Raw genomic sequence first — 18,113 nt, 5'->3', positions numbered from 1 at the left:
CGTGCACCGGGCTCGACGAGGTGCTCGACATGTCCCCCATGGTAGGAGGCGCCCACCGGGGGTGCTGAACCGCTGGCACCCCGCAGGTCGCACCCCGGCGTCCGCTTCCTGGGCGGCGGGCGACGGCCGGTGCGGGGCGTCCCTGCCACCGGCCATGCGCCTGGGCGGTGGTGGAGGTCACCGCCGTGACCGGGGACGGGGCGGGCCCCCTGTGGCACAATGGGGTGCTGTTGTGCGTGCTCCTGCGCGCCCGGGTGACCCCTCCGTCGGGCTGTCCCCGGGGAGCCTGCGGGGTCGCACCGCCCCGGACTCATCGCCACATCGTCGCAAGGAGCGTTCCCATGGCAGTGCCCAAGTTCAAGATGTCGCGGGCCCGCACCCGCTCGCGCCGCGCCCAGTGGAAGGCCAGCGCCGCCGACCTGGTGCAGGTCACCGTGCGCGGTCGCACCGCCTCCGTGCCGCGTCGCCTGGCCAAGGCGTACCAGCGCGGTCTGCTGCAGATCGACGACTGATCCCGCGGCGCCCTCGGGCGCCCCGGGCGAGGCCGGTCGCCGAGACGACGCCGCCCGATCCTGACCACCGGTGAGCCCCGGTCCCCTGCGGACCGGGGCTCACCGCATCTCTGCGGGAGGGCTCCCGGGCTGCTGCGTCAGGCTGTGGGGCCACCGTCCTGCCGGGCGGCGAGCGCCCGCTCGTACAGGTCGCGGGCGCTGATCCCCGACCGTCCGGCGGCGACGGCCTTCGCGGCGTCCTTCAGCCGCTCCCCCGCGGCGGCACGTTGCAGCACCTCGTCGAGGAGATCCTCCGGCCGGGGGCTCACCTCGTCGGCCCCGCTGATCACCAGCACCACCTCCCCCAGCACCTCGGTGGCGTCGGCATGCTCGGCAAGCTCGGCGAGGGTGCCGCGCACCACCTCCTCATGCGTCTTGGTCAGCTCCCTTGCGAGGGCCGCCGGTCGATCGGGGCCGATCTCGTCACGCAGCACCGCGAGGGTCGCGGCGGTGCGGCGCGGGGATTCGAACAGCACCACCGTGCGGCGCTCGTCGCGCAGGGCGCGGGCCGCCGCCCGCAGTTTCCCCTCCGTGCGGGGCAGGAACCCGTCGAAGGCGAAGCGGTCGGTGGGCAAGCCGCTCGCGGCGAGCGCGGTGAGCACCGCGGACGGACCCGGCAGGACGGTCACCGGCAGGTCGGCGTCGATCACCGCGCGCACCGCCCGGTACCCGGGGTCGGACACCGTCGGCATCCCGGCATCGGTGACGATCACCACCCGTTTCCCGTCCCGCACGGCCTCGACGATCTCCGCGGCCCGCGCGGACTCGTTGTGCTCGTAGTAGGAGATGACCCGGGCGGCGGCGGTGACGTCGAGCTCGCTGAGGAGGCGGCGCAGACGCCGGGTGTCCTCGGCCGCGAGCACATCGGCCTCCTGCAGGGCCCGCACCAGACGCTGTGACGCGTCAAGGGGGTTCCCGATGGGGGTGGCGGCGAGGGTCAGCACTCCGGGCTCCAGCATTCCTCGATCGTAGGGCCGGGCGGTGCGACACCGCGCCCCACGGCCCGGTCGTGACAGCGGTCCGGTCACGGAGGCATCCCGGTCGACGCGGCAACCCGGTGACCTAGCATGGCCGGGTGCCTGCCGCCGACGCCCCCACCCACCGCGCCGAGGATCCCCGCAGCATCGCCGCCCGGGAGGACGAGCTGCGTCGTCGTCTCGGCATCGTCCCCCTCTCCGGCGGATGGCCGGCGTGGCTACCGGCGCTGGCGGTGACGGCCCTCGCGGTGGTGCTGCGGTTCTGGCATCTGGGGGACATCCACGAGCTGATCTTCGACGAGACGTACTACGTGAAGGACGGCTACACCCTGTGGCAGAACGGGGTGGAGATGGCCTGGCCGGAGGAGCCGAACCCGGCGTTCGAGGCCGGACGGGTCGACACCTACCTGCCGGAGGGCGCCTACGTGGTGCACCCGCCGGTCGGCAAGTGGGTGATCGGCGCGGGCATGGCACTGCTGGGAGCGGACTCCTCCTGGGGATGGCGGCTGTCGGTCGCGGTGCTCGGCTCCCTCTCGGTGCTGATGCTGGCGCGGATCGGTCGGCGGCTGCTGCGCTCCACGGCGCTCGGGGCGATGGCGGGTCTGTTGCTGGCGATCGACGGCCTGCACCTGGTGGAATCCCGCACGTCCCTCCTGGATCTGGTCCTGATGGTCTTCGTGCTGGCGGCGTTCGGCTGCCTGCTGCTGGATCGCGACGCGTTTCGAGAACGCCTGGTGCAGCAGGTGGCACGGGGCCTCGACGGGTCCGCGCTCGGGGTGGCCGGGGGCCTGCGGCCGTGGCGTCTGACCGCCGGCGTGCTGCTGGGCCTGGCGTGCGGGGTGAAGTGGTCGGGGCTGTATGTCCTGGCGGTGTTCGGCATCCTCACCGTGGTGTGGGACTGGGCGGCGCGTCGCGCTGTCGGTGAGCGTCACTGGTTCCTGGCGGGCCTGGTGCGCGACGCGATCCCCGCGTTCGTGGCGATGGTCGGTGGTGCCCTGCTGACGTACATCGCCTCGTGGGCCGGATGGTTCGCGACCGATAAGGGTTACGGCCGGCGGTGGTGGCGCACCGAGGCGCCGGAGTCGGGTCCCGTGCTGGGGGCCCTGCGCTCCCTGTGGCACTATCACGCCAGTGCCTACGAGTTCCACGTCTCGTTGGATGCGGAGCACCCGTATGAGGCGAGCCCGGTGGGCTGGCTGCTGCAGATCCGTCCGACGAACTTCTACTACCGCGAATTCGACTACGGGCAGGCCGGATGCCAGGTCGCCAAGTGCGCGGCCCAGGTGGTGGCGCTGGGGAATCCGGCGATCTGGTGGCTGGGCACCGTCTGCCTTCTGGTCGCGCTGATCGCGGCGATCGTGCGGCGCGACGGCCGCCCCGCAGCGGCCCTGGCCGGGGTGGTCGCGGGCTATGCCCCATGGTTCCTGTACCTCGATCGCACGGTGTTCACCTTCTACGCGGTGGTGTTCGAGCCGTTCCTGATCCTGTGCCTGGTGTATGTGCTGGGTCTGGTGCTGGGGCCGCCGCAAGCGTCGTCGGATCGCCGCCTGGCCGGGGCGCTGGTGGTGGGGTCCCTGCTGACGCTGATGGTGCTCGTCTCGGCGTTCTTCTGGCCGATCTGGACGGGCCAGGTGATCGACCAGTCACAGTGGCAGTGGAGGATGTGGCTGCCCAGCTGGCCGTGACCTCCGCAGGGTGTCGGGCATGGCCGTGGTGTCGGCGCCCCCGGCCTTCCCGGGTCGCGGCCGCGTGGGTCACGGACCGGTGCTCCTGGGGGTCTGGAGTGTGGCGCCCGCCGATACGATGTGCCCATGTCTGTGGATCCCCGCGCCCTGCGTGACCTCGCCCGCGACCTCGGAGTCGGCACCGACTACTGGGGCTGGGACGGCACCCGCAAGGAGGTGTCGGAGCAGACGCTGCTGAAGGTGCTGGCCGCTCTGGGCCATGACGTGCGCGACTCCACCGACATCACCCGCATCCGCACCGAGCGGCACCGCGAAGCCTGGCTGCGCACTCTGCCGGAGATCACGGTGTCGCGGCAGGACCGCGAGAGCACCCTCCCCGTGCACGTGCCCCACGGCAGCGCCGTGACGGTGCACGTGGTGTGGGAGGACGGGACCCGGGCCGACCTGCAGCAGGTGCAGGACGACACCCCGCCGCAGGAGGTCGAGGGCGCCTGGTTCGGACAGGCGTCGTTCCGCCTGCCGGTGGGGATGCCGCTGGGCTGGCACCGGGTGGTGGCCCGCACCGAGCGCGGTGACGTGGAGGCCGACCTGGTGGTGACGCCGGCGCGGCTGACCACGGTGGAGGCGCTCGGTGCGCACCGCGCGATGGGGGTGCAGGCGCAGCTGTACTCGGTGCGGTCGCGACGCTCCTGGGGGCTGGGCGACCTCGGGGATCTGCGCGACCTCGCCACCCTCACCGGTGCCCATCACGACGCGGACTTCCTGTTGGTGAATCCGCTGCACGCCTCCTACCCGGCACCGCCGGTGGAGCCCTCCCCGTACCTGCCGGTGACCCGGCGGTTCACCGACCCGATCTACCTGCGCATCGAGGATGTCCCGGAGTACCGGGACCTGCCGGAGTTCGCCCGGCAGCGGTTCGGTCTGCTGGCCGAGGAGGCCCGCGCCGCGAACGCGGACGGCCGGCTGCTGGAGCGCGATCCGGTGCTGGAGGCGAAGCGCGCCGCCCTGGAGGAGCTGTACGCACGGGGGATGGACCCGGCACGGGAGGCCCTGTTCGAGGCCTACCGCCGACGCGAGGGGAAGGGCCTGGAGGACTTCGCCACCTGGTGCACCGTCGCCGAGGGGCTGCGGGTGACGGACCCGGCATCGCTGCGCGACCTGGAGGATGCGGTCGTCGATGCCGCCCGGCGCGACCACCCGGAGCGGATCCGCTACCACGCGTGGGTGCAGTTCCTCCTGGATGAGCAGATGCGCGGGGCGCAGGCGGCCGCGCGGGCCGCCGGCATGCGGATCGGCATCATGCATGACCTCGCCGTCGGGGTGGAGCAGACCAGCGCCGATGCGTGGATGCTGCGCGGCGCCCTGGTGCAGGGCGTCGGCGTCGGCGCCCCGCCGGACCAGTACAACCAGCAGGGCCAGAACTGGGACCAGCCGCCGTGGCATCCCGAGGGTCTGCGCCGCGCCGGGTACCGGCCGTGGCGGGACATGCTGCGCTCCCTGATGCGGCATGCGGGGGCGCTGCGGATCGACCATGTGCTGGGGTTGTTCCGTCTGTGGTGGATCCCGGAGGGCAACTCGCCCACCGACGGCACCTACGTGTACGGCGACCATGCGGCGATGGTGGGGATCCTCGCGCTGGAGGCGCAGCGCTCCGGCACCATCGTCATCGGTGAGGACCTCGGCACCTTCGAGCCGTGGGTGCGGGAGTACCTCGCGGACCGCGGGATCCTCGGCACGTCGATCCTGTGGTTCGAGAACGACTCCGAGGGGCGGCCGCTGCCTCCGTCGCAGTACCGCCGACTGTGCCTGGCGAGCGTGAACACCCACGATCTGCCGCCGACCGCCGGATACCTGGCCGGGGACCATGTGCGGGTGCGGCACGAGCTGGGACTCCTGGAACGGGACGTCGAGGAGGAGGCCGCCGCCGATCGCGCCGCCCAGGAGCGCATGCTCGACGCGGTGCGGGCCGAGGGTCTGCTGACCGACGGCGCCGGCGAGGAGGAGACCATCATCGCGTTGCACCGGCATCTGGCCGCCGCCCCGTCCCTGCTGCTCGGGGTGTCGCTGGTGGACTGCGTCGGTGAGCGGCGGATGCAGAACCAGCCGGGCACCGACGAGGAGTACCCGAACTGGCGCATCCCCCTCGGGGACAGCGGCGGCCGCCCGGTGATGCTGGAGGACCTCGCCGCCGATGAGCGCACCGCCCGGCTGCTCGGCGCGGTACGGCAGGAGATCAGCGCCGCGGAGGCCGCCCGGGGTTGAGTCCCCCACCGGGGCGCCCCGGGCGGCGCGGTCAGTTGTCTGCGGGGAACACCTCGAGCCACTGGTCACGCTGGGCGAGGAACTCACGCGCGGCGGCCTGCGCCCCCTCCAGGGTGTGGTGGGCGCCCCAGCCGCACTGCACCTCGTTCGCGGCGGGCACCTCGGTGGCATCGAGCACGTCCCGCAGCGTCGCCTCCAGCAGCGGGGCGAAATCCTCCGTGGTCACCTCACCCAGCAGCAGCGCGTAGAACCCGGTGCGGCACCCCATCGGCGAGACGTCGATGACGGCGTCGGTGTGGTTGCGCAGCAGCTCCGCCATCAGATGCTCCAGCGAATGCACCGTCTCGGACTCCAGATGCGCGGTATTCGGCTGGGTGAAACGGACGTCGATCTTGGTGAGCACGTCCCCGCCGGTCAGCTGCTTGCGGTCGGCGATCCGCACGTACGGGGCGCGCACGGCGCGGTGGTCGAGGTTGAAGCTCTCGACGTTCATGCGGTCGGTCATCGGTCGGCTCCTTCGAGTGGTCGAACGGGGGTGCGGCCCGAGGCCGCGTCGTGCGACACGAATCTACGTCGGTGGCGGCGGCCGCTGACGCGGCGCGGCGCTGCCCGTGCCTCACCCCGGGGCGCCGAGCACCTCGATCATGCGCTTCACCATCGCCCCCATGCGCTCCCGCTCCGGGGTGATCGGGGTGATACCGGCGGCCTGCAGCGGCTGAGCGGTGACATGGCCCACCGCGACCGCCCGGCAGCGGCCGGAACGCAAAGCCTCGAGCAGGTCCCCGCGCAGCCCGCGACGATCCGCCGCCTCCCCCAGGGCGTCCACGGCGGGGGCGGCGGTGAAGGTGAGGGCATCGAGACGGTCTGCGAGCACCTCGTCGATCAGGGCGTCGACAGCCGCCGGGTCCGGGCCGGGCACCCACCGGTACGGCTGGACGACGTGCAGGCTGCAGCCTGCCGCCCGCAACCGCTCCACCTGCACCGGGTCGAGCCACCCGTGGCGCTGCAGGGCGACGGGCTCGTGCGCCACCCCGGCCTGGAGCGCCAGGTCCACCAGCGACTGTGTGGTCTCCCCCGGTGCGGCGGGCCAGGAACCGAAACCGGCACCGGCGACCGCGCCGCGGGCCTTCGCCCCGCGGCAGAACAGGCGGCTGCTGCGGATCTGCACCTCGGTGCGGTCCCGCAGCGGAGACGGCAGAGCGGCCAGCCAGTCGCGGAACCCCTGGCCGGTGGTCACCAGCAGCACACGGGGATCGGCGGCGAGCATCCGCTCCGTCTCGGCGATCAGCTCGGCATCGTCCTCGACCGGGACGATCTGCATGGTGGCGGCGTGCAGCACCTCCGCACCCTGCCGTTCCAGAGCGGTGATGAGGTCCTCGGCACGACGGTGGCTGGTGACACCGATGCGCAGACCGGCGAGGGCGAGGCGTGGGGCGTCGGGGCTCATCCGACCATCGTAGGCAGAGGAGCACCGGCGCCCCCGGGCCGAACAGCCCTGTTCAGCTGCGGGAGGAGCGGGCCGTGCGACCCCGCACCACCCCGACGAACTCCTGCCGGATCGGGTCGTCGGCCTCCCGAGGCCACACCAGGGCGACGCGGGTCGGTTTCGCGTCGCGCAGCACCCGATGCTCGGTGTCCTTGCGGTGGTGCAGCCGCGCCAGCGACATCGGCATCGGCGCATACCCGACGCCGGTGGCGACCACGGCGATGCGGTCCGCGGCGTCATCGAGGGACTGGGCGGGGATCTCGACCTCCTCGGTGAGGTCATCCGCACCGAGGTCATCGAGGACGGTCAGCACGTTGTCTCGGGCGACGACCACCACGGGCCGCTCCTCCCACAACGGCACCACATGCAGGGGCTCGGGGCTGTTCAGGGGCAGGCGCGCGAAGACCATGTCGACCTCCCCGCCGACGAGGGCCTCCTCCTGGCGGCTCCACGCCACCGGCAACAGCTCCAGACGGGCCGGTCGGCGTCCCGTGCGCCAGCGTCGCAGGAACCGGTCGGGTTCGACACCGGGCACGAAGCCGACGCGCAGCACAGGGTGGGACATGCGCCCAGCGTAGACGGCGGGACCGGCGCCGCCAGGGACGACAATGGTCCTCATGTCGACCTCTCCCCCGGACACCCCGCCCGCCACTTCCGAGACGCCCGAGGATCGGTTCTCCGCCGCCCATTGGGACGCCCGGTACGCCGGGACCGCCATCTGGAGCGGCGCCCCGAATACTTCGCTGACCACCGAGGTCTCCGCCCTTCGCCCTGGCCGCGCTCTCGACGTGGGCTGCGGTGAGGGTGCCGACGCGGTCTGGCTCGCCGCCCAGGGGTGGGAGGTGACGGCCCTGGACATCTCCCGCCGTGCCGTGGAGCGTGCCGAGAACGCCGCCGAGGCGGCCGGTGTCACCCTCCACACCCTCGTGGCCCCGTTCCTGGAGGCGGACCTTCCCCCTGAGGGATTCGACCTCGTCTCGGCGATGTACCCGGTGATCCCCCGGGAGCAGAGTGCCGCAGCGCTCCACCGTCTGGCCGGTCTGGTGGCACCCGGCGGGACCCTCCTGTTCGTCCACCACGACCTCGCCGCCGACGACGAGCATCATCACCACGTCCTGCGGGAGATCGTCACCGATCCCGCCGAGGTGCGCGCCGTCCTGGATGAGAGTTGGGTCATCGACACGGAGGAACGCCGCGAACGCCATGTCCCCACCGGGCAGGGCGCCGGGCATCGCTGGGACCTGGTGCTGCGCACCCGGCGACGCTGACTCACCTCCCGGCGGGCCGGTCGCCGCACCGTGGTCGCTCAGGTGGCGCGGGCGGCGTCGACGATGATGCGGGTGAAGCGCTTGGGCCGGTTGAGGTTCGCAATGTGACCGGCGTCCTCGAGGATCCGCAGCCGACCCTCCCGCGCCGCGGCCTGGCAGCGCTGCTCGTGACGGCGGAACGGGTCGTGCTCACCGTTGACGAAGGTGATCGGCATGTCGATCGCGGCGATGTCGGCCAGCAGGTCGATGCCCCCGACCATGCGGGTGACACCCCGCACCACCCCGTGGGCACGACCCCCTCCGTAGTACCGCTCGGCGGCCTTGCGGGAGTTCACTCGCGCGAAGGTGCGGTGGGAGCGGGCGTCGGAGTCCCGCGGCAGCAGGTCCTTCGCCAGCAGCCACGCCCCGTAGGCGCCCGCGAGGGCCGGGCCGGGCACGATTGTGCAGTCGGCGGCGACCACCGCATGCAGCCGCCCGGGTGACTGCGCAGCCCAATGGAGCGTGAGGTAGCCGCCGAGCGACAGACCGACGAGGACCGGCGGCTCCGGGCACCGGGCGACGGCCGTACCGATCGTCGCCAGCGCACCCTCCGGGGTGAACTGCTCCCCGGGCCGCTCGCCGTGACCGGGGAGGCTGGGGGCCTCCACATGGAACCGGCGGTCCCGCAGACGGCGTTCCTGCCCCTCCCACATCGTCGGGGAGGAGCGCACGGCGTGGATGAGGACGACGGAGCGGGTCATGCGGGAGTGGGTGCTCCGGGGCTGTGCGGCATGCGGTCATGGCAGGGGCCCGTGCTGGGTGAGTGGGGTGGGGCCGGCGTGACGGCGTGTGAACAGGAGATGGCCGTCGTGTGGAACCGCGTGCCAGGCTCGGGCAGCGACCGTCCCGCACCGCACTGAGGAGGCCCCTGTGAGCACCGACGCCGACATCCGCTCCGCCTGGGATTTCGCGACCCGCCAGATCCACGCCGGTTCCGAGCAGCCGCACACCTTCGGGGCGACGGCACTGCCGATCGTGCAGACCACATCCTACGACTTCCCCAGTTCGCAGGTCGCGGCCGACCGGTTCGCCCTGGCCGACCTCGACCCCCTGTACACCCGCATCGGCAACCCCACCCAGGATGTGGTGGAGCGGAAGATCGCGTCGCTGGAGGGCGGGGTCGGCGCGCTGCTGCTCGCCTCCGGTCAGGCCGCGGTGTCCTTCGCGATCCTGAACCTCGCCGGGGCCGGTGATCATGTCGTCGTCTCGGCCTCCCTGTACGGCGGCACCCAGAACCTGTTCAAGCACACCCTGGCGAAGGTCGGGATCGAGACCACCTTCGTGCAGGATCCCGACGACCTCGACGCCTGGCGCGGTGCCGTGCGGCCCACCACGAAGGCGTTCTTCGGGGAGACCCTCGGCAACCCCCGCGGGGATGTGCTCGACGTGCCGGGGATCTCCCGAATCGCCCACGAGGTCGGCGTGCCGCTGATCGTCGACAACACCCTCGCCACCCCGTACCTGCTGCAACCGATCGAGCACGGTGCCGACGTGGTCGTCCATTCCGCCACCAAGTACCTCGGGGGCCACGGCACCTCCATCGCCGGGGTGATCGTCGACTCCGGCCGCTTCGACTACGGCGCCCACCCGGAGCGGTTCCCCGGTTTCACCGAACCGGACACCTCCTACAACGGCCTCGTGTATGCGCGGGATCTGGGGGCGGACGGGCCGCTGGGGGCGAATCTGTCGTACATCCTCAAGGCGCGGGTGCAGCTGCTGCGGGACTACGGCTCCGCGATCTCCCCGTTCAACGCGTTCCTGGTGAACCTGGGGCTCGAGACGCTGTCGCTGCGGATGGAACGGCATGTGTCCAACGCCCGCCGCGTGGTCGAGTTCCTGGAGGGGCACGCGCAGGTGGAGTCGGTGGCGCACCCCTCGGCGTCGACCAGCCCGTGGCGTGAGCGTGCCGCGACGCTGCTGCCCCGGGGCGCGGGTGCGATCGTAGCGTTCGAGATCGCCGGGGGCCGTGACGCCGGGGCCCGCTTCGTCGACGCCCTGCAGCTGCACCACCACGTGGCGAACGTCGGCGATGTGCGGTCGTTGGTGATCCACCCGGCGTCGACCACGCACTCGCAGCTCACCGAGGACGAGCAGCGCGCCGCCGGAGTCACCCCCGGTCTGGTGCGGCTGTCCGTCGGCATCGAGGCGATCGACGACATCCTGGCCGACCTGGAACGGGGCTTCGCCGCGGCGGCGGGGTGAGCGGGTCGAGCCGAATTCGCGAGGGTAAGCGCGCTGGGACCGCCTCGACCCCCATCCGGCATCCGCCGGTGGTGGTGGAGGCGCAGACGCGACTTTCTCCCGTGACGGGGGCAGGCGGCGCGATCCAGGCCGTGTGGGGAGCGTCTGGGGTGTGCGGAGCCCCTCAGACCTCTTGCCGCGAGACAAGCACCTCTGTACAGTTTCACGTACAGGAGGTGAGCTGTGAAGACCATGAGCTACACGGAGTCTCGCGCGAACTATGCGCAGGTGCTCGATGATGTCGTGAACAATCGGGAGGAGACCATCATCACGCGCGCCGGCCATGAGCCCGTCGTGCTCGTCTCCCTGGCGGACTATGAGTCCTTGCGAGAGACCGCTTACCTTCTCCGCTCCCCCACCAACGCGCGTCGACTCCTGGACTCCATCGAGAACCTGGAGCGCGGTGGCGGAACCCGTCACGGCCTCATCGAGGAGTGAGGCGTGGTCCTCGTCTGGGATGAGGCGGCCTGGGAGGACTACCTGTGGTGGCAGACCGAGGATCGTCGCACTCTCAAGCGCATCAACCAACTCATCAAGGACATCTCCCGCAACGGAAATGAGGGCATCGGAAAACCCGAGGCACTGAAGCACGGACTTTCCGGCTACTGGTCGAGACGCATCACCGACGAGCACCGACTGGTCTACAAGGTCGTCCAGAATGAGATCCGCATCGCCAGCTGCCGCTATCACTACGGGCCGTGAGGGAAGCGCCGAGTCCGGCGTGCTCACCGCAGGCCATAGCGCCTGTGCGGCGCCATTACATCACTCTCGCCCTGGTGGATCTCCTTCCCGTCGGGTGTGCCTTCCAGAGTGAGGGAGATGTCGAGGTGGTGAGATCGATCCCCGTATCACCCGAGACGGTCCAGGGGTTCGAGAGTGTTCGTGTGGACGGAAAAGTCCTTCTGGCCCAGACGGTGGTGGACGACCCGGAAGCCCCGCGCAATCGATCACTGACCCTCGCGTCCTCCGGCACATCGGCCTTTGGCCTTCTCGATCCATCCACGGGAGACGAGGTGCAACGACTCGACATCCCGGGGAGACCTTCTCCGAAGGGCTCACGGCCACCTCGGAGGGCCACCTGATGATCGGTAGCCTCGACGGCGCTACGGCCTGGAGCGTTGCACCGGAAGACGAGTCCGTCGATCCCCTCCCCAGCACGGGCGTGGTCTGGGGGATGTGCATGGTGGACGGGGCGATCCTGGCCGTGCCTGACGGTTCCTCCACCCTGCACCTCGTCGATCCGACCACCGGGGATGTCTCTCGTTCGTGGGACCTCTCCGACATCGCTGAACTCGAACGGCGCACACAGACCCCGAAGGGGTCCGGTGACCACCGTCGTGCGCTCAACGGCATCGCCACCGATGGCGAGGACCCCGGCTTGGTATGGGTCACCGGCAAGCAGTGGCGATCCGCATATCTCGTTCGACTGCCGAGCGATTGAGAGGGCCCCACGACCGCCTCCCGTCACGCCACCATACGCATCGCCCGCGCCCCCACGGTGGCAGCCGGCGACCGCATCGGCCGGCTCGTCGTCCCGCCCCTTGCGCCGGTCGAACTGCGGGAGGCGCGGCCCCCGACACCATGGAGTGCGCGGACCTGGGACCCGGGATCAGTGGGCGATGGAGCGGGGGTTCGCCGCGGCGACGGGGTGAACGGATCGGGCCGGGGATTGCTGTCCCCGGGCGACATCAGGAGGCCGCCGCGATCAGCTCGGTGAGCGCGTCCACGCCGCCCTGCCGGTAGGCGCGGGCTTCTCCTTCGGGCCCGGCGACGGGCCTGTCCTGCCACTGGTCCCGCAGGCGTGTCGCCGAGACGACCAGGTCATCGTCGGCGGTGCGCAACAGTTCCCCGAGGGCGGCTGTCTTCCCCTCCCAGAACTTGCCGGCCGGGAATGCCTCTCCCGACTTGGCGCGGGCGCACGCGTTGCGGTCACCCATCACCTCGCTGTGGGCACGGGCCGCTTCCGCCCGCGCAGCCACGACGTCGTCTCGTGTGATGCCCATCCTCACCTGCCCTCGCTGCTGGGGTGTCGTCGCGTGGAGACCATGATGCTGGACGGCAGGCTTCCCGGGGGTCGACGCCCGGCGCGACACCCGGCCCGTTCCACGCGTGGAGGATTTCGTGGGGAATCCGCCGTCCATTCCCCACGAAATCCTCCACGCATCGGGGTCGCGGGGCCGGACCCACGGGGAACGGACCCACGGGGGTGGGACGTTCGGGGCGCGGGGAGGGGAACGGTGCCCCTGGGCAGCTCCACGGTTCGACGGCTCGCCGACACGGCGCTGCGGCCCGTACTCTCCGGGATCACCCCGTCCCAGCCGTGGCCCCCAGCCAACAGAAAAGTCGCGCCACCGTTTTCCAACGATGATGCGACTCTCAGTATCCGTGGAGCTAAGGGGAATCGAACCCCTGACCTTTTCATTGCGAACGAAACGCTCTACCAACTGAGCTATAGCCCCGTGTCGCGTGCGACCGTACGAGCCTAGCACCCCTCAGGGGCGACCCGCCGCCCAGCCGTGCCCCGGCGACGAGGATCACACACCCGAGGGCGGCTGTCGGCTCGCCGCTGCCAGCGCGGGCGCCTTCATCCGCGGCCGTCAGCTCGTGACCTGCCGGGCGGCCTGCACGTCCTCCTGCAGCTCATCCAGCAGCGGAAGCCGCTCGGGCCCGGTGCAGGCCACATAGGCGGGGCGCTCATGGTCGGGGGCTGAGGGGTTACCGGTGCCCGGCCAGGTGCGCACGCTGCCACCGGCCTGCCGCACCAGGTGGAACCCGGCCGCGACGTCCCACGGCTTGATCGAGGTGAGCGCGGTGGCGTCGGCCCATCCGGCGGCGACCCACGCGAGTTCCAGGGCCGCCGTGCCGAGACCCCTCACGGCGGAATGCTCGGTGCGCAGCCGCGGGAGCCACTGTCGCGCGACCTCCGGGATGCTGCGCAGATCCCGAGCAGAGGGGAAGTCGCTGAGCACCATCGCCTGGTGCGCCGGGCGGGTCGGTCGTGGCGGCAGGTCGCGGCCGTTCAGGCGCGTGGGTCCGTCGTCGGCGGTGAACACCTGCCCCAGCAGAGGGGCATCGACCACGCCGGCCACCAGCTGTCCGTCGACGGCCGCGCCGATGCTCACGCAGAACAGCGGCAGCCCGGCGGCGAAATTACTCGTGCCGTCGATCGGGTCGACGAAGAGGGTCAGCCCCGAGGCGGCGCCGCGGTCCTGGTCGGCGGCGTCACGGGCGCCACCCTCCTCCCCCACGATCCGCGCCTGGGGCAGCAGGTCACGCAACCGGGCGACGATCATCCCCTCGCAGGCGCGGTCATGCTCGGTGACGATGTCCTGGAACCCGGTCTTCTCCTCACGGGCGAGGCCGCGGGTGTCGACGGTGCGCAGGTGATCTGAGGCGAGCGCGGCGGCCTCCGCGCAGGCGTCGAGGATCTGGGACGGGGCGGGGGTGCTCATGGCTCCAGCCTAGGAGGCAGGGCACCGAGGCACGACCCGACCCGCGGTCAGCGACCGAGGAGGCTGCGCAGGTACGGGGTGAGGAACACGCCGTCGGGATCGACCCGGTCCCGCTGGGTGAGGAAGTCATCGAACCTCGGATACAGCGGCCGCAGCTGCTCGGCCCGCAACCAGTGCATCTTCCCCCAGTGCGGGCGGCCCTCGAACGACGTCATGACCTCCTGCACCAAGCGCAGGTACTCGGTGGCATCCTGCCGGTAGTACTGGTGCGCGGCGATGTAGACGCTCTCCCGGCCGTGGGCGGTGGACAGCCACACATCGTCGGCGGCGACACGGCGCACCTCGATCGGGAAGGTCACGCGCATCCGCTCCGCGGCGAGACGCTCCCGCAGTGCGGTGAAGGCCTCCTGGAACCGTTCCGCGGGGATCGCCCACTCGGACTCGTGGAACCGCACGCGGCAAGGGGCGGTGAACACTCGCGGCGAATCATCCGTGAAGGGGGCCCCGGCGAACAGGCGCGAACCGATCTCGGCCACGGGCCCGCGGGCCGCGGGCAGCGCGGAACCGGCCCGGCACGCCAGTTCCCACACCCCGTTGGCGAGGACCTCCCGGCTCAAAAACTCCGCCACCGGGTGGGGGCGGGAGCGGGGGGTCGATGCGGGCACCCGGTCGGTGATCCGGACGGTGGTGCGGTCGGTGCCGACGAACCAGTAGAACTCGCGGTGGTCGTCGCGGTCACAGTCGGCGAGGAAACCACCGACCGTCTCTCTCAGCGGTCGGGTCTCCTCCCGCAGGGCGAGGCGGAATCGCGGCACCATCCGCATCGTCACCTCGAGCACCACCCCGAGCGCCCCCAGGTTCACGCGGGCGGCCTCGAACAGTTCGGGCTCCTGCTGGGCGGACAGGTCGACGATGCTGCCGTCGGCGAGGGCGATCCGCAGGCCGGTGACCATCGCTGCGTATCCGGTGAAGGCGGCGCCGGTGCCGTGGGTGGAGGTGGCGATCGCACCGCCGACGGACTGTTTGTCGATGTCCCCCATGTTCGCCAGCGCCAGCCCGAACGGCTCCAGCAGCTGGCGCAGCTGCCACAGGCGGGTACCGGCACGGAGCGTGACCTCCCCCGTCTCCGCGTCGACCCGCACCACGCCCTGTTGACGGTCCAGCGACAGCAGGATCCCGTCCGCCGCGGCCAGTGGCGTGAAGGAGTGGCCACCGCCGATGACCCGCAGGGGGTGGCCGTGTCGGCGGGCGGCGGCGAGGGCGTCGAGGACGTCGCGTTCCGAGGCCGCGAGGATCGTCTCGGCCGGGCGCAGTGCGACGGCGCCGGACCAGTTGCGGGTGGGGAGGGTGGTCATGGTGACTCCTTCGTCGCCGGGCCCCGGGCGGTCGCCGGCGCGGATCACAGGAAGAACTGTCCCTCGCCGCGGTAGGTGGGCAGCGCGGTGACGACCTCGTCGCCGCGCACGGCGTGGTACCGCAGGGCATGTTCCGCGGGCTCCCCGGATTTCGCGTGGCGCAGCCACACCAGGTCACCCAGGCGCAGCGCGTCCGCGGCGGGGCCGATCACGGGGGTCTGGACCTCACCCGGTCCTTCCGTCGGGGCGTAGCTGAGGCCCTGCGGCACGGCGATCGTGGGCAGGCGGTCGGCCCCGGCAGGACCGGAGGCGATCCAGCCGCCACCCAGCAGCGTCGCGGTGTTGCGGGCGGGGCGGCGCACCACCGGGAAACCCATCAGCACCGCCGGGGTGGGGGTGAAGGCCCGGTAGCCGTCGAACAGGGCGGAACCGATGAGACCGGAGCCGGCGGCGATCTCCGTGACGGCCTCTTCGGTGCGCGTGGTCTCCAGGGACCCGGTGCCACCACCGTTGACGAACTCGAGGTCGGCGATCTCTCGTACAGCGGCGACGGCCGCTGCGCGGCGGGGCGCGATCTCCGCCGCCGACAGACGCTGCATGGTCCGCACGGCCAGGCCGTAGGGGGTGCGGGCACGGTCCCCGACCCCGGCGATCTGCCCCTCGTACGCCATCAGACCCACCAGGTGCAGGGCCGGGCGGCGCACGACCTCACGGGCGAGGTCGGCGAGCTGTTCGGGGGTGCGCGCCGGGGAGCGCAGCGCCCCAAAGCGTGTACCCGAGCACCCCCTGCATGCCGGGGACGGCGAGCGCCCGCTCCACCAGACCCGCACCCGCAGAGACTTGGAGGCCACGCGGATCGGCCGACCCTGGGCGCGGCGCACCAGGTCGCCGGCGTTCGCATCGAAGGCATCGAGATCGACGACCACGACGGGCCGCTCGCATACCCCGGCACGGTCCAGGGCGTGTTTGATGTGGCGGACGCGGTCGGCGAGACTCATGGCTCCCCCTCGAGCCGGCTCGGATGCGGACCCCGACCGATGCGGTGCCCGCGTCGGATCAGGCGCGCCGACGCTCCAGCACCTCGTCGAGATGGAGCTCGGCCGGGGCGGCGAAGCCGGCGGCCGCTCCTGGGACCACACGGTAACCCACGCGGCGGGACTCGTCGTCGGCCTCGATCTCCTCGACTCCGTCACGCTCCAGCGCGGTCACCGCGGCGACCATGGAACGGTGCTGGTCATGGCGGGTGCCCAGGTCATCGACCGCGCCGCGCAGCGAGTACGTGGGAACGGGCACCGGGCGGGGCATCCACTCCCCCGGCTGCAGCGCACGGGCTGCCTGGGCGGGGGCGGTCTGAGGGGCGTCAGCGTCGGACACGTGATCCGCATCCGCAGCGGAGACGCGCCCGGAGCCGAACTCGGTGTCGCCGGCGGCCGACGCCGACACGGCCCCGCGGCCGGAGGGGTCGGCGAGATGGCGGGGGCCGACCTGTCCGGCACTGCTGCGGACCACGGTGCTGCCGGCGGCGGCTCCACCGTCCCGGGAGGAGCGGCCCGATCCGGGCGTCCACTCCCGCTCCTCAGCCAGCGCGCGGGCGCGGGCGCGGGCCGCACGGCGCTGCACCTCCGCGCGCCGCAGCGCCGCGATGAACACCACGAGCGCCGCACCGGGGGCCACGGGGGCCCACCAGGGCAGGGGGCCGATCGCGGCGACCACTGCCGCGATGGTCAGCAGCGCGAGAGCGGCGAGCGCCAGGCGGAGCACCCGGCGGCGGCGCTCCCCGTGCATCTCGAGATCGACGACGCGGCCCCCGTCCTCATGGAATCGCGGGCGGGCCGTCGGATCGGCGGGGCGCATCAGCAGACGGTCGTGGGACATGGTGGTCACCTCGGGGGATCCGTGCGGGGGCGGGCGAGGGGTGTGAGCTCCCGGGCCGCGGCTGAACTGCGGGTGCGGGCGACCTCCTGGGCCGCACCGGCGAGGTCCCGACGCTCCGCGACGCGCGGCACGACGTAGGCCACCCACAGCAGCAGCAGGAGGGCGAAGGCGATCGCGCCGAGGTTGAAGGAATCCACTCCCCCAGACTAATGACACCGATGTGATTTCCCTGGTCACCGAGCGGGCGTGTCGGTCACGAGACGTCGTGCGGTCTCCGCGCGGGGCCGTCGGCATCGGCGTCGGACTGCAACAGACGCACCAGCGGGTGGACGCCCTGCACCCCGGGCGTGAGCTCCTCGGCGGTCACCGCGAAACAGCGGTGGTCACGCCAGGCACCGTCCACGTGCAGGTACCGCTCACGGGTCCCCTCATCCCGCAGCCCCAGTTTCTGTGCCACCCGCAGACTGGCGGTGTTCTCCGGCCGGATGCACACCTCCACCCGGTGTAGCCCCATCGCCCCGAGCAGGTGCTCGATGAGCAGCGCCACAGCACGAGGGGCGATCCCCCGGCCGGCGACGCCACGGTCGACCCAATACCCCACCGACGCACTCGAGATGGAACCGTGCAGCACCGGGGAAGCGGACACCTGCCCGGCCAGCCGGCCATCCACCACGATGACGAGCGAGTACCCGGCGCCCCGCCGCGCCTGGTCACGGCTCCACCGCAGGAGAGTGGCGAAGGGGGGTCGCAACCTCCCCAGATGGGGGTCGGTGACATCCCAGGGCTCCAGCCAGTCCCGGTTGTGCTCCCGCAGACGCTCGTACGCCCGGCGGTCACGACGCTGCAGCGGGCGCAACTCGAGATCACCGTGGCGCAGCGTGAACGGCCAGAGGTCGGGCATGGGCCGATCGTACGGCGGCGT

The 18,113-nt window shown here is 72.0% G+C and carries 20 protein-coding genes and 1 tRNA gene; 8 read left to right on the top strand and 13 right to left on the bottom strand.

What is annotated here, in order from left to right:
* Positions 1–341 precede the first annotated feature (341 nt).
* On the top strand, positions 342–512 hold the full coding sequence (gene rpmF / locus JSY14_RS11750; protein WP_259559341.1) for a 50S ribosomal protein L32: 171 nt from the start codon (positions 342–344) through the stop codon (positions 510–512).
* Positions 513–649: 137 nt separating this feature from the next.
* On the opposite strand, the gene rsmI is transcribed toward rpmF, so the two are convergent.
* Complete coding sequence (gene rsmI / locus JSY14_RS11745) at positions 650–1,510, bottom strand: 16S rRNA (cytidine(1402)-2'-O)-methyltransferase (protein WP_259559339.1); 861 nt, start codon at positions 1,508–1,510, stop codon at positions 650–652.
* 116 nt (positions 1,511–1,626) lie between these two features.
* Here rsmI and JSY14_RS11740 point away from each other — a divergent pair, with 116 nt between their 5' ends.
* Entirely contained in the window at positions 1,627–3,213 is a 1,587-nt protein-coding gene (locus tag JSY14_RS11740) for a dolichyl-phosphate-mannose--protein mannosyltransferase (RefSeq protein ID WP_259559337.1), read from the top strand.
* A 126-nt stretch (positions 3,214–3,339) separates the two neighbouring features.
* Positions 3,340–5,475, top strand: a complete 2,136-nt coding sequence (gene malQ / locus JSY14_RS11735) for a 4-alpha-glucanotransferase (protein WP_259559327.1) — start codon at positions 3,340–3,342, stop codon at positions 5,473–5,475.
* Between the two features lie 31 nt (positions 5,476–5,506).
* Here malQ and JSY14_RS11730 read toward each other — a convergent pair whose 3' ends face one another.
* The 3 genes from JSY14_RS11730 to JSY14_RS11720 form a co-directional block, all read right to left on the bottom strand.
* The gene (locus JSY14_RS11730) at positions 5,507–5,980 is read right to left on the bottom strand and encodes an S-ribosylhomocysteine lyase (protein ID WP_259559325.1); all 474 of its coding nucleotides are present in this window, start codon (positions 5,978–5,980) and stop codon (positions 5,507–5,509) included.
* 111 nt (positions 5,981–6,091) lie between these two features.
* The gene (locus JSY14_RS11725; protein ID WP_259559324.1) at positions 6,092–6,922 is read right to left on the bottom strand and encodes a uroporphyrinogen-III synthase; all 831 of its coding nucleotides are present in this window, start codon (positions 6,920–6,922) and stop codon (positions 6,092–6,094) included.
* A gap of 52 nt (positions 6,923–6,974) precedes the next feature.
* Positions 6,975–7,526 carry a LysR substrate-binding domain-containing protein gene (locus tag JSY14_RS11720; RefSeq protein WP_259559321.1) on the bottom strand — a complete coding sequence of 184 codons (552 nt, stop codon included), beginning with the start codon at positions 7,524–7,526 and terminating at the stop codon, positions 6,975–6,977.
* A gap of 52 nt (positions 7,527–7,578) precedes the next feature.
* Between JSY14_RS11720 and JSY14_RS11715 the strand changes: the two genes are divergently transcribed.
* Positions 7,579–8,229 (top strand): class I SAM-dependent methyltransferase, encoded by a 651-nt coding sequence (locus tag JSY14_RS11715; RefSeq protein ID WP_259559320.1) that lies wholly within the window; start codon positions 7,579–7,581, stop codon positions 8,227–8,229.
* 38 nt (positions 8,230–8,267) lie between these two features.
* On the opposite strand, the gene JSY14_RS11710 is transcribed toward JSY14_RS11715, so the two are convergent.
* Complete coding sequence (locus JSY14_RS11710; RefSeq protein ID WP_259559317.1) at positions 8,268–8,969, bottom strand: alpha/beta fold hydrolase; 702 nt, start codon at positions 8,967–8,969, stop codon at positions 8,268–8,270.
* 187 nt (positions 8,970–9,156) lie between these two features.
* Between JSY14_RS11710 and JSY14_RS11705 the strand changes: the two genes are divergently transcribed.
* From JSY14_RS11705 to JSY14_RS11690, 4 genes are all read left to right on the top strand, one after another.
* A complete protein-coding gene (locus JSY14_RS11705; RefSeq protein WP_432803659.1) occupies positions 9,157–10,470 on the top strand; it encodes an O-acetylhomoserine aminocarboxypropyltransferase/cysteine synthase family protein in 1,314 nt (437 codons plus the stop codon).
* Between the two features lie 222 nt (positions 10,471–10,692).
* Positions 10,693–10,947 carry a type II toxin-antitoxin system Phd/YefM family antitoxin gene (locus tag JSY14_RS11700; RefSeq protein ID WP_259559314.1) on the top strand — a complete coding sequence of 85 codons (255 nt, stop codon included), beginning with the start codon at positions 10,693–10,695 and terminating at the stop codon, positions 10,945–10,947.
* A 3-nt stretch (positions 10,948–10,950) separates the two neighbouring features.
* Complete coding sequence (locus JSY14_RS11695) at positions 10,951–11,211, top strand: Txe/YoeB family addiction module toxin (protein ID WP_259559311.1); 261 nt, start codon at positions 10,951–10,953, stop codon at positions 11,209–11,211.
* 379 nt (positions 11,212–11,590) lie between these two features.
* Positions 11,591–11,950 (top strand): glutaminyl-peptide cyclotransferase, encoded by a 360-nt coding sequence (locus JSY14_RS11690; RefSeq protein ID WP_259559308.1) that lies wholly within the window; start codon positions 11,591–11,593, stop codon positions 11,948–11,950.
* Positions 11,951–12,197: 247 nt separating this feature from the next.
* Here the strand turns inward: JSY14_RS11690 and JSY14_RS11685 are convergent, their stop codons facing one another.
* The 8 genes from JSY14_RS11685 to JSY14_RS11650 all read right to left on the bottom strand — a co-directional run bounded on the left by JSY14_RS11685 (position 12,198) and on the right by JSY14_RS11650 (position 18,092).
* Entirely contained in the window at positions 12,198–12,512 is a 315-nt protein-coding gene (locus JSY14_RS11685) for a hypothetical protein (RefSeq protein WP_259559306.1), read from the bottom strand.
* 383 nt (positions 12,513–12,895) lie between these two features.
* A tRNA-Ala gene (locus tag JSY14_RS11680) sits at positions 12,896–12,968 on the bottom strand.
* Positions 12,969–13,106: 138 nt separating this feature from the next.
* Positions 13,107–13,961 carry an inositol monophosphatase family protein gene (locus JSY14_RS11675; RefSeq protein WP_259559304.1) on the bottom strand — a complete coding sequence of 285 codons (855 nt, stop codon included), beginning with the start codon at positions 13,959–13,961 and terminating at the stop codon, positions 13,107–13,109.
* A gap of 47 nt (positions 13,962–14,008) precedes the next feature.
* Positions 14,009–15,316, bottom strand: coding sequence for a D-arabinono-1,4-lactone oxidase (locus JSY14_RS11670; RefSeq protein ID WP_259559303.1), 1,308 nt, complete (start codon positions 15,314–15,316; stop codon positions 14,009–14,011).
* A gap of 44 nt (positions 15,317–15,360) precedes the next feature.
* The gene (locus JSY14_RS11665; RefSeq protein ID WP_259559301.1) at positions 15,361–16,314 is read right to left on the bottom strand and encodes a type III PLP-dependent enzyme domain-containing protein; all 954 of its coding nucleotides are present in this window, start codon (positions 16,312–16,314) and stop codon (positions 15,361–15,363) included.
* Positions 16,315–16,372: 58 nt separating this feature from the next.
* Positions 16,373–17,191, bottom strand: a complete 819-nt coding sequence (locus JSY14_RS11660; protein WP_259559299.1) for a hypothetical protein — start codon at positions 17,189–17,191, stop codon at positions 16,373–16,375.
* A gap of 5 nt (positions 17,192–17,196) precedes the next feature.
* The gene (locus JSY14_RS11655) at positions 17,197–17,388 is read right to left on the bottom strand and encodes a hypothetical protein (RefSeq protein WP_259559297.1); all 192 of its coding nucleotides are present in this window, start codon (positions 17,386–17,388) and stop codon (positions 17,197–17,199) included.
* Between the two features lie 56 nt (positions 17,389–17,444).
* Positions 17,445–18,092: a GNAT family N-acetyltransferase gene (locus JSY14_RS11650; protein WP_259559295.1), complete on the bottom strand. Its 648-nt coding sequence runs from the start codon at positions 18,090–18,092 to the stop codon at positions 17,445–17,447.
* Positions 18,093–18,113: the final 21 nt, after the last annotated feature.

Source organism: Brachybacterium sillae, from assembly GCF_025028335.1.
GTDB classification, from domain to species: Bacteria; Actinomycetota; Actinomycetes; order Actinomycetales; family Dermabacteraceae; genus Brachybacterium; species Brachybacterium sillae.
The sequence above is the reverse complement of the archived record's forward strand: the minus strand, read 5'-3'. Positions and strand labels throughout refer to the sequence as shown.

Coding starts and splice junctions, on each gene's coding strand:
- JSY14_RS11670 (WP_259559303.1), bottom strand. CDS start 15,316: ATGACCACCCTCCCCACCCGCAACTGGTCCGGCGCCGTCGCACTGCGC.
- JSY14_RS11725 (WP_259559324.1), bottom strand. CDS start 6,922: ATGAGCCCCGACGCCCCACGCCTCGCCCTCGCCGGTCTGCGCATCGGT.
- JSY14_RS11685 (WP_259559306.1), bottom strand. CDS start 12,512: ATGGGCATCACACGAGACGACGTCGTGGCTGCGCGGGCGGAAGCGGCC.
- JSY14_RS11650 (WP_259559295.1), bottom strand. CDS start 18,092: ATGCCCGACCTCTGGCCGTTCACGCTGCGCCACGGTGATCTCGAGTTG.
- JSY14_RS11660 (WP_259559299.1), bottom strand. CDS start 17,191: ATGTCCCACGACCGTCTGCTGATGCGCCCCGCCGATCCGACGGCCCGC.
- malQ (WP_259559327.1), top strand. CDS start 3,340: ATGTCTGTGGATCCCCGCGCCCTGCGTGACCTCGCCCGCGACCTCGGA.
- JSY14_RS11715 (WP_259559320.1), top strand. CDS start 7,579: ATGTCGACCTCTCCCCCGGACACCCCGCCCGCCACTTCCGAGACGCCC.
- JSY14_RS11690 (WP_259559308.1), top strand. CDS start 11,591: ATGATCGGTAGCCTCGACGGCGCTACGGCCTGGAGCGTTGCACCGGAA.
- JSY14_RS11730 (WP_259559325.1), bottom strand. CDS start 5,980: ATGACCGACCGCATGAACGTCGAGAGCTTCAACCTCGACCACCGCGCC.
- JSY14_RS11665 (WP_259559301.1), bottom strand. CDS start 16,314: ATGAGTCTCGCCGACCGCGTCCGCCACATCAAACACGCCCTGGACCGT.
- JSY14_RS11720 (WP_259559321.1), bottom strand. CDS start 7,526: ATGTCCCACCCTGTGCTGCGCGTCGGCTTCGTGCCCGGTGTCGAACCC.
- JSY14_RS11710 (WP_259559317.1), bottom strand. CDS start 8,969: ATGACCCGCTCCGTCGTCCTCATCCACGCCGTGCGCTCCTCCCCGACG.
- rsmI (WP_259559339.1), bottom strand. CDS start 1,510: ATGCTGGAGCCCGGAGTGCTGACCCTCGCCGCCACCCCCATCGGGAAC.
- rpmF (WP_259559341.1), top strand. CDS start 342: ATGGCAGTGCCCAAGTTCAAGATGTCGCGGGCCCGCACCCGCTCGCGC.
- JSY14_RS11675 (WP_259559304.1), bottom strand. CDS start 13,961: ATGAGCACCCCCGCCCCGTCCCAGATCCTCGACGCCTGCGCGGAGGCC.